At 46.0% G+C, this 8256-nt stretch carries 7 protein-coding genes and 1 pseudogene; 3 read left to right on the top strand and 5 right to left on the bottom strand.

All coding sequences use genetic code 11. From position 1 onward, the window contains the following. Positions 1-193 precede the first annotated feature (193 nt). From C7B70_RS19745 to C7B70_RS28870, 3 genes and pseudogenes are all read left to right on the top strand, one after another. Positions 194-457, top strand: coding sequence for a transposase (locus C7B70_RS19745; RefSeq protein WP_199192376.1), 264 nt, complete (start codon positions 194-196; stop codon positions 455-457). A 226-nt stretch (positions 458-683) separates the two neighbouring features. Further along, on the top strand, positions 684-995 hold the full coding sequence (locus C7B70_RS27120) for a transposase (protein WP_199192375.1): 312 nt from the start codon (positions 684-686) through the stop codon (positions 993-995). 172 nt (positions 996-1167) lie between these two features. Further along, a pseudogene (locus C7B70_RS28870) lies at positions 1168-1650 on the top strand (IS1 family transposase). Here the strand turns inward: C7B70_RS28870 and C7B70_RS19725 are convergent. The 5 genes from C7B70_RS19725 to C7B70_RS19705 form a co-directional block, all read right to left on the bottom strand. Beyond that, a complete protein-coding gene (locus C7B70_RS19725) occupies positions 1643-4861 on the bottom strand; it encodes an efflux RND transporter permease subunit (RefSeq protein WP_106370704.1) in 3219 nt (1072 codons plus the stop codon). The pseudogene C7B70_RS28870 and the gene C7B70_RS19725 sit on opposite strands and share 8 nt — an antisense overlap. A gap of 16 nt (positions 4862-4877) precedes the next feature. Beyond that, positions 4878-6242, bottom strand: a complete 1365-nt coding sequence (locus C7B70_RS19720; RefSeq protein WP_106370703.1) for an efflux RND transporter periplasmic adaptor subunit — start codon at positions 6240-6242, stop codon at positions 4878-4880. 224 nt (positions 6243-6466) lie between these two features. Next, complete coding sequence (locus C7B70_RS19715; protein ID WP_106370702.1) at positions 6467-6760, bottom strand: helix-turn-helix transcriptional regulator; 294 nt, start codon at positions 6758-6760, stop codon at positions 6467-6469. Positions 6761-6989: 229 nt separating this feature from the next. Continuing rightward, positions 6990-7724: an SDR family oxidoreductase gene (locus tag C7B70_RS19710; protein WP_106370701.1), complete on the bottom strand. Its 735-nt coding sequence runs from the start codon at positions 7722-7724 to the stop codon at positions 6990-6992. A gap of 101 nt (positions 7725-7825) precedes the next feature. Then, positions 7826-8176 carry an NAD(P)H-binding protein gene (locus C7B70_RS19705; protein WP_199192374.1) on the bottom strand — a complete coding sequence of 117 codons (351 nt, stop codon included), beginning with the start codon at positions 8174-8176 and terminating at the stop codon, positions 7826-7828. Positions 8177-8256: the final 80 nt, after the last annotated feature.

Raw genomic sequence — 8256 nt, 5'->3', positions numbered from 1 at the left:
CTTCTTCCTCTGTTAAAACTATTCGAATAGGAGCAGGCATTTAAAAAATTGTCCCCGTGCAGAAAACACATCTCTTTTATCTTATATTTTATTGTAACCGTCTACTTACAACAAATAATTACTTCTATAGAATCCATTTGACATCTTTTACTCTCGTGAGGTACAGTTACGGCAAAAAGCAGATTCAACAGCCATGCCGTACGCTAGCAGCCTAACCGATTCAGAATGGGAAATCCTTGAACCCTTGCTGGTTGAGATATTGCCGCAGAAGAAGCGGACTCGCCCCTCGAACTGGACGAAACGGGACATCATTGATGGCATCAGAGATCAACTAAAAAATGGTTGCAACTGGGAAGACTTACCTAAAGACTTACCGCCTTACAAGGGCGGTTTACTGGCACTACAAGCAGTGGCGAGAAGCGGGAGCAATTGTTCAATTGATGAGCATATTGCATGAACAAGTGCGAGAACAAGTGAAAAAAAAGCTAAGTGGACAACGCTAATCATCATTGACTCTCAAGCGGTGCAAAACACTTGTAATGCGAGCGTAGAGTTCAAAGGGTTTTGCTTCTACAAAGCAACGAATGGCATCAAACGGCATTTAGCGGTTGATACATTGGGGTTTCCTTTTTTCACCCACTGTACCAGCGCCAATCTCTCCGATGATGCGGGATTGCTATTCGATGTTTACTCACAACATCGACTACTTCCGCGCAAAACCTGTAAACATTCCCAAGATCACCCTCTTGTTAGATCACGGCTATCATCCAGAGCATCTGAGGCAGGAGTTAGAAAAGATGTATCCCCAGATCATGAAGAAAATAAAGTTTGAATTGTCAACTAAGCCATCCAGGCAAGAGAAGGCAGCAACAGGTAAGTCTGGATTTGTTCCATCCATTGCTCGGTGGGTGATTGAACGTTCCAATGCTTGGATGGAGCGCTGTAAGTTTCTGGTTAAAAACCACGAAAGAACCAAGCGCAAATGCAACCACTAAGCTCAATCTTTGCTTCGTCAGGTTAATGATCAAGAGGCTTGCAGCTTCTTAGAGATGTCAAATGGGTTCTATATGACTACCAAACAATCTAACTGCGAATCTATCGTGGTTGATATTTGTTTAGCTAAATTAGACAAGATGGAGTCAGGACTGGAATCCGAAGCTCGATGAAATGCGGAGCTTTGTTGAAAAAAAAGCTAACCAGAGGTGGTTGTGGCATGCAATTGAGCGCAAGAGTGGAAAAGTTTTAGCTTACGTGCTTGGGAATCGTTCTGATGAAGTTTTTCTTCAGTTAAAAGTACTATTGTTACCTTTTGGGATTAGCCGCTTTTACACTGATGATTAGGGGGCATATAAACGTCATTTAGATACATCGAAGCATGAAGTTGGTAAACAAAATACCCAAAAAACAGAAAACAAGCACATAAATCTACGAACACGGATTAAACGTTTAACGCGTAAAACAATTTGTTTTTCCAAGACGGTTCTCATGCATGATCTTGGGATTGGGTTGTTCATTAACCGCTACAGTTTGGTTTGTCAATTTAATGCTTTATCAACACCTATGCAACATCTCCGTCAATTTAATGCTTTATCAACACCTATGCAACATCTCCACTATCCTTACTTGTTTAAAACTACCCATATTACCTAGCAACTACTTGTTCAACAGATTCACGCTGACTCGGCTTTGGTTTCTTCTGGCGATGGTCAAAGTCGTGTAGCAGTGCCATCAAAGCTGGAACTACAGTTGGTGTCAAAATTGTGGAGAAAGCTAGACCTCCAGTGAGGGCAATGCCCAAACCCTGATATAGCTCAGAACCCTGCCCTGGAAAGGCAGCTAGTGGCAACATACCTAGTACGCTCGTACTTGCGGACATAAAAATTGGTCGCAAGCGATCGCGCGTCGCGTTGTAAAGCGAGTCATTGTACTCTTGCCCCTCCTCCTGAAGCTGCAAAGCCCGTTCTACAATCAGAATCGCGTTATTCACGACTACTCCAGTAAGAATTAAGAACCCTAGACCTGTGATCATATCCAGTGGCACGATCATACCTGGAATCCAGTTGATAATCACCAAGCTCAACAGCGCCCCAGTCATCCCTATCGGTACTGTTGCCATAATTACTACTGGGTAAAAGAAGGAGCGGTACAGCGCTACCAGCAGCAGATAAATAATTACCACAGAAAATATAAATGCTGACATTAGCTGTCCCACTGTTTCCGACAGTTGATCTGCTGAACCTGCAAGTTCCAAACGAACCCCAGGCGGCAAACTAGCCCTTTTTGGTGTCAAAATCTGATTTTCAGCCTGCGCTACTAGCTGTCCCAACGGCGCGTCAGGAGCCAAGCTGATAGTTAGGGTAGTCGAGCGCTCCAGATCCACATGGTTAATTACATCTGGTCCTGTTGTCTCGCGCACTTCTGCAACATCGGCAAGCTGAACTTGCTGATCTTGGGTATTAGATACTGCTGCTTCAGATTGAATTTGCTGCCCACGATTGCTATATAGCGACAATTGACGCAACTGCTCCGGTGTCTGAACAAAAATATTTTGTAACTGCACAGTAACATCCAGTTCCTCTTTGCCATCAACAAATTCTGAAGCAAAGCGTCCCCCCAGAGCCGCTTCCACCATTGCTCCCACTTCTGCTTCTGAAAGTCCCACTTCTGCCAGTCGCTCCCGATTGGGGATAACTTGCAGTTCAGGAGCGCCAGTAACAAAGTCAGAGCGCACATTCACAACTCCAGTTAGCCCTCTGATCTGTTGAGTTACCTGCTGTTCTAGTTCAGCCAGTTGAGCGAGATCTGGACCAATCAGTTGAACTTCAAACTCTTTACCCGGATCATTAAATATTGAGCGCCGAATCGGAAACATGAAGCGATAGCCTGGATAACCAAAACTTTTACCAGTTAATCGTTCCACCATGTCTGCCAGACCATTGCTCGTTGCCGATTCCGGTTTCAATGTGACTCCAATTGCCCGAAACTGAGGAAAATTAACAAAAAATGTATCACCAACTTCAGGCTGCTGCTTGAGGAAGTTCCTAGCTGGGGCAGAAAGCTCTACCGCCTCTGCAACACTGGTTCCTGGGAAAGGCTCTGTTAACCACAGAATTAAATTGCGGTTCCCTTCCGGCAGATAGTCCGCAGGCGGTAGCAAAAAGATACTGACAACCAATAGTACGACGGGAATCGATAGCAGTGCTAGTCTGCGTTTGACCCGTCGCGGACCGAGTGACCAGCCTACCGTTGCCAACAAAAACCTTTCTAGCTTGTCTTGTAACCGCCGAAAAGCTGCTGAAGTCCGCGCGATGGCTTTTTCAAACCAGTTGCGATCGCCATATTCTCCTCCCTGAAGCATCTGCTGCGCCTCTGCCTGGTTAAGAAACAACCCGGAAAGCATGGGAACGAGTGTCAGGGAGGCAAACATCGACAACACCGCCGCAGCTGTAATAGTAATCGCCATATCTGCAAACAACTGCGCTACTTCACCGGTGACTAATACTAGCGGCGCAAATACGGCAACGTTCGCCAGAGTAGCCGCTAATATTCCTGCTGCAACTTCCTCTGTACCGTCGATCGCTGCTTGCAATCTAGTTTTACCCTGCTGCATATGGGTAAAGATATTTTCAATTACCACGATCGTGTTGTCTACTACCATACCCGCCGCAAAACCCAACGCGGCCAAACTGATAATGTTGAGACTTCGCCCTAGTAATGACGACACAACGAATACGACGATCATTGAGGTTGGGATACTGATTGCTACTACAACTACTGTTCGCAGCGAACCTAAAAATAATAGCAGCACGATAATTGCCAGCACACCTCCAGTAATTAGATCCCACTGGACTGTGGATACGGACTGGTCAATATAGCTGCTCTCATCGTAGGGAATCTCAAAATAAAACCCCTGTCCTTCTCGGTCGAACTGTGTTTGCAGTCTTGCTAGAGTTGCCCGTACACCCTGGGATACAGCAGGTACATTCGCTCCTACGCGGCGAATAACACCAATTGCCGCCGAAGGATTACCATTTAGGAGGAAAACGCTGTCTTGGAACTTACGACCAATTTGCGCTTGGGCTACATCGCGGACATAAACTGTGCCAGAATCATCTCGGCGCAAGACGAACCCTTCCAGTTCCTCAACTTTTTGAGAACGGCTGACAGTACGCACCCGATACTCGCGTCTTCCCAAAACTAGAGGACCGCCCCGGATATCACGATTATTATCGCTTAGGGCAGTAGTAAGATCGTTAAGGCTGAGGTTTCGATCGCTGAGCGCTTTGGGATCGACAAGCACCTCAACTTCCCGTTCCTGTCCGCCAGCAATGAAGAACCGACCAGTACCTTCTACTCGCCGCAGTTCCGGCTCGATCACTTCATTAATTAAGTCACGATAGCGATTAGAGTCGGGTGTGCTGCCTTCTTTAGGCTTCATCACGATCCACATCATGGGATCGGCGCTACCACTAGCCACTTGGACATCAGATTCACCCGCCTCTTCCGGCAAAGCCTCCACCTGCTGCAACTTGTTAAGTACATCCACCAGACGAGCATCGACATTTGTACCCCAGTTAAACTCTATCGTGATGCTACTTAAACCCGCGCGGCTGTTGCTGGTAATTTCTTCTACTCCTTCAACTTCCTCCAGCACTTCTTCAATTGGGCGGGTAATCAAATCCTCAACTTCTGCTGGTCCAGCCCCAATATAAGGAGTAGTAATTGTAATTTCTGGGCGATCGCCACCTGGTTGCAACTCCAAGGGCAGGCTCAAGAGTGCCAGTATCCCAAACATTGCTAACAGACAAAACAAAACAAATGTGCCATGCCGCCAGCGAACGGCAGTTCTAATAAAATTCATAATTAAGTACCTATTTCTAGTTGCTTGTCTGAGTATTAGTGTCTGGCTCAGTAACTTGAACAGTTGCTCCGTCGGACAGACCATCACTACCGCGCACAACCACAGGCTGCCCTACTGTTAGCTGTTTGTTAGAAATTGCCATCTTTTCGCCCATATCAGCAATTAGTTCCACTTCAAACTGCTTTGCCTTGCCTTCAACGACACTGTAAATCAGCCACTGTTCACCGCGCCGAGTCAGCGCATCGCGCGGTACTACAAAGCTAGGAGAATTAATTCGTAGTTGGAGTTCGCCCTGAATCGCCATTCCTGGCAATAATTCTTGGGGTGGGTTTTCAAGGCGCACCCGCACCATCTGCCGTCGGGAAGCAGCATTAGCAGAAGGAACCACCCCAGTTAGGGTAGCGCGACCCCGCCAATTGGGTAGGGAGCGGGTAGCTAACGTCACTGGTAGACCTGGTGCAATGCTGCCGCTGAGTTCCTCTGGTAATTCTAGAAATACATCTAACTGGCGACCATTAACCAAAGTTACTATTGGAGCGTTGCTTTCTACAAGGTCGCCTGTGCTGACTTCTCTAGTCTTTACTACGCCAATAGAGCGGGCAGTAATTCGAGTACGCTGTAGTGAAAGTCGAGCTTGATTTACAGTAGCAAGAGCCGCGGCTACACTTGCTCTTTGCGCGTCAATTTCTTCACGTGTGGGACCAGCGGTTACTTCTGCTAGGGCAGCTGTTGCTTGCAAGCTCTCGCCATTTGCAGCATCAGCGGCGGCTCTTGCTTCTACTAGCGTTCTTCTAGACAAAGCTCCCTCCGTCACTAGCTCCGAGTTGCGTCTAAGGTTATCTTGTGCCTCTCGTTCCCTCGCTTGGGCTGAACTTAATTCTGCCTGACGTTGGGCAACAATTTCACGACGAGTACCAACTTCTAAACGAGCCAGTCCACTACGTTCTTGTGCCAGCCGAGCTTGTGCTTCTGCTACAGCCAACTGCTGATCCGCATCATCCAAGATTGCAATAGTTGTTCCGGGGGTGACGCGATCGCCTGATTGAACTAAAACCCGTTGCACTAAACCATTCGTCTGGGTGCGTACGGTTGCTGTTTCACTAGCTTCAATCTGACCCAATAGAGTAATGCGTCTTACCGCTTCGCCTTGAGCGATCGCTATTGTCTCTACAGGACGAGGGGGTAGCCCTTGAGCCGATGCTCTTGAGGGCGGTTCATTACCAGAAGTCAGCAAACGCCATAGTCCAATGCCTCCGCTTAATAGCAGCAGAGACAGCAACACCCAAACCCAGGGGCGCTGGGCGCGAGTTGGCTTTACTGGCTTTGCTAAGGTTTCTTGTTGATTATCTACGACTGGAGTTTGGGATTCAAGTGATTCCATAACTTACTATAGTTGTGTTGTATTTCTTTTCAGGCGCAGGCTTAGACTGCTACAAAGTATGAGCGATATATGCTTAAAATTTCTTTGCTAATTTCAAATACTATTGGCTAGCAGTATGCTTATTTCTTAAGTAATCAACCTTACTGCAATATCATCTAACTATTTACAACGCATCCAATGTTTAAACTTAAACACCTTTGATTACGACTTATAGCTTTGAAATATTATTTTTGCAATTGACTACTAACCAAAATAACCTGCTCTAACTGAGCAATGTAATCTGAAACTATTTCCGGACATAGCTTGTAATAACAATATTGCCCATCTCGACGAGATTGAGCCAGACCAGCATTAACTAGCTCCTTAAGGTGGTGAGAGATTGTTGCTTGAGATACTGAAAACTGTTCTACTATTTTTCCGCAAGACAACTCATCTGCTGAGGATATTGCTGTTAAAATTTCAAATCTGCGTGGGTCAGCAAGAGCTTTGGCAATACGATGAAACTGGTTTACGTCCACTAGCTTCTCCTCTGATTACAACTAGACGCAACCAAAATAAATACATATATATAGATATACATCTATTAAGCTGAAATGTCAATTGGCTTAAACCTAGATGCAGAAACTAAATAGACCTCCTGCATAAGTCATGAGGGATGTGCCAGTTCGTAGTTGAGCAACCCAGCAATCAGGTTCAACCGCAAACGAGATGCTACGCGAACGCAATCAGGTTGTTAACTACCTGAAACTACCAAGGGCTTTCTCCCGTTTCTGGGCTGTTGTCATCACTAAAAAACTTTCCTGTCGGGCCGTCAGCATCGATGGTGGCGCATTTCACTAACCGTGCAGCGGCATCCTCTACAGTCCCAGGTCCGCTATGCTGGTTGAAATCTGTGGCAGTATATCCAGGGTCAACAACATTAACTTTAAACGGTGTATCCCGCAATTCGTAAGCCAAAACAATAGTGTACATATTAAGTGCCGCTTTTGATGAGTTGTAAACAGCCGCTTTAACGTTGTAATACTTCCAGGTAGGGTCGTTGTGCAGAGTAAGCGAACCCAAGCCTGACGTTACATTCACGATGCGGGGTTGGGCGGACTTTTGCAGCAAGCCCATGAAAGCCTGGGTAACGCTAACTACGCCAAACACATTGGTATCAAACACCTGCTTAAAAACAGCTATATCTGTACTTGTTGTTTGAGTCATGCCACCACTGATACCAGCGTTATTGATTAGTACATCCAATACTTCGGTTTTTTTGCCAATTTCAACTCTCGCCGCTTTCACTGATTCATCATTGCTGACATCTATTTGGATAACTTCTAGATTGGTCAAGCTTTCGGCTTTAAGCTTTTCGACAGCTTCTAAACCATTGTCTAAATTACGGCTGCCTAAATAAATGTAATATCCTTTTTGCAGCAGTTGACGGGCGGTTTCAAAACCAATACTTTTATTGGCTCCTGTTATTAGTGCTTTTTTCATTTTTATTGTTCTCCCTATATTTCATCAGAACTTGAACAGAACTTTCAACCCGGCTTTAAGCGATGCAGGCTTTCGCCCCAGCAAATTTTCTAGATCGGGGCTTACTTCTTGTTTGCCAAAGTATTTCTGTCTTTCAATGTTCGACTGGTGTAGGCGACACATTGAACCCCTGCCTTTTTTGCGGCATCTACGACATTTTGGTGTTGCCGAAGGCGGTTATCTTCATCCGTTCCGGCGATCGGTAAAACCTTTCCAATGTTCTGCATGACTTTGTCGAGTGAGGCAGGATCGTCGTAACTCCCGACTCGGATGTCTACACCTTTTTCTTTCCAAGCAGAGGCTTTATTTTCATCACGCACAAATGCAGCAATTTGGTTGGCGGATGTTTTTCCCAGTAGATTTTGGACTACTGCTGTCCCTAACCGTCTCGTGGCTCCTGTTACCAAGATCATGGTGGCTCTCCTTTCTTTAGCTTTGCTTGTATTTTGCTTTCATGTCTTCACAGCGATCGCCGTCAGTATTTGTTAAGCGA

The sequence above is a fragment of the Chlorogloea sp. CCALA 695 genome, assembly GCF_003003885.1.
Taxonomy (GTDB): Bacteria; Cyanobacteriota; Cyanobacteriia; order Cyanobacteriales; family Chroococcidiopsidaceae; genus Aliterella.
This window is presented reverse-complemented; position numbering and strand designations above follow the sequence as displayed.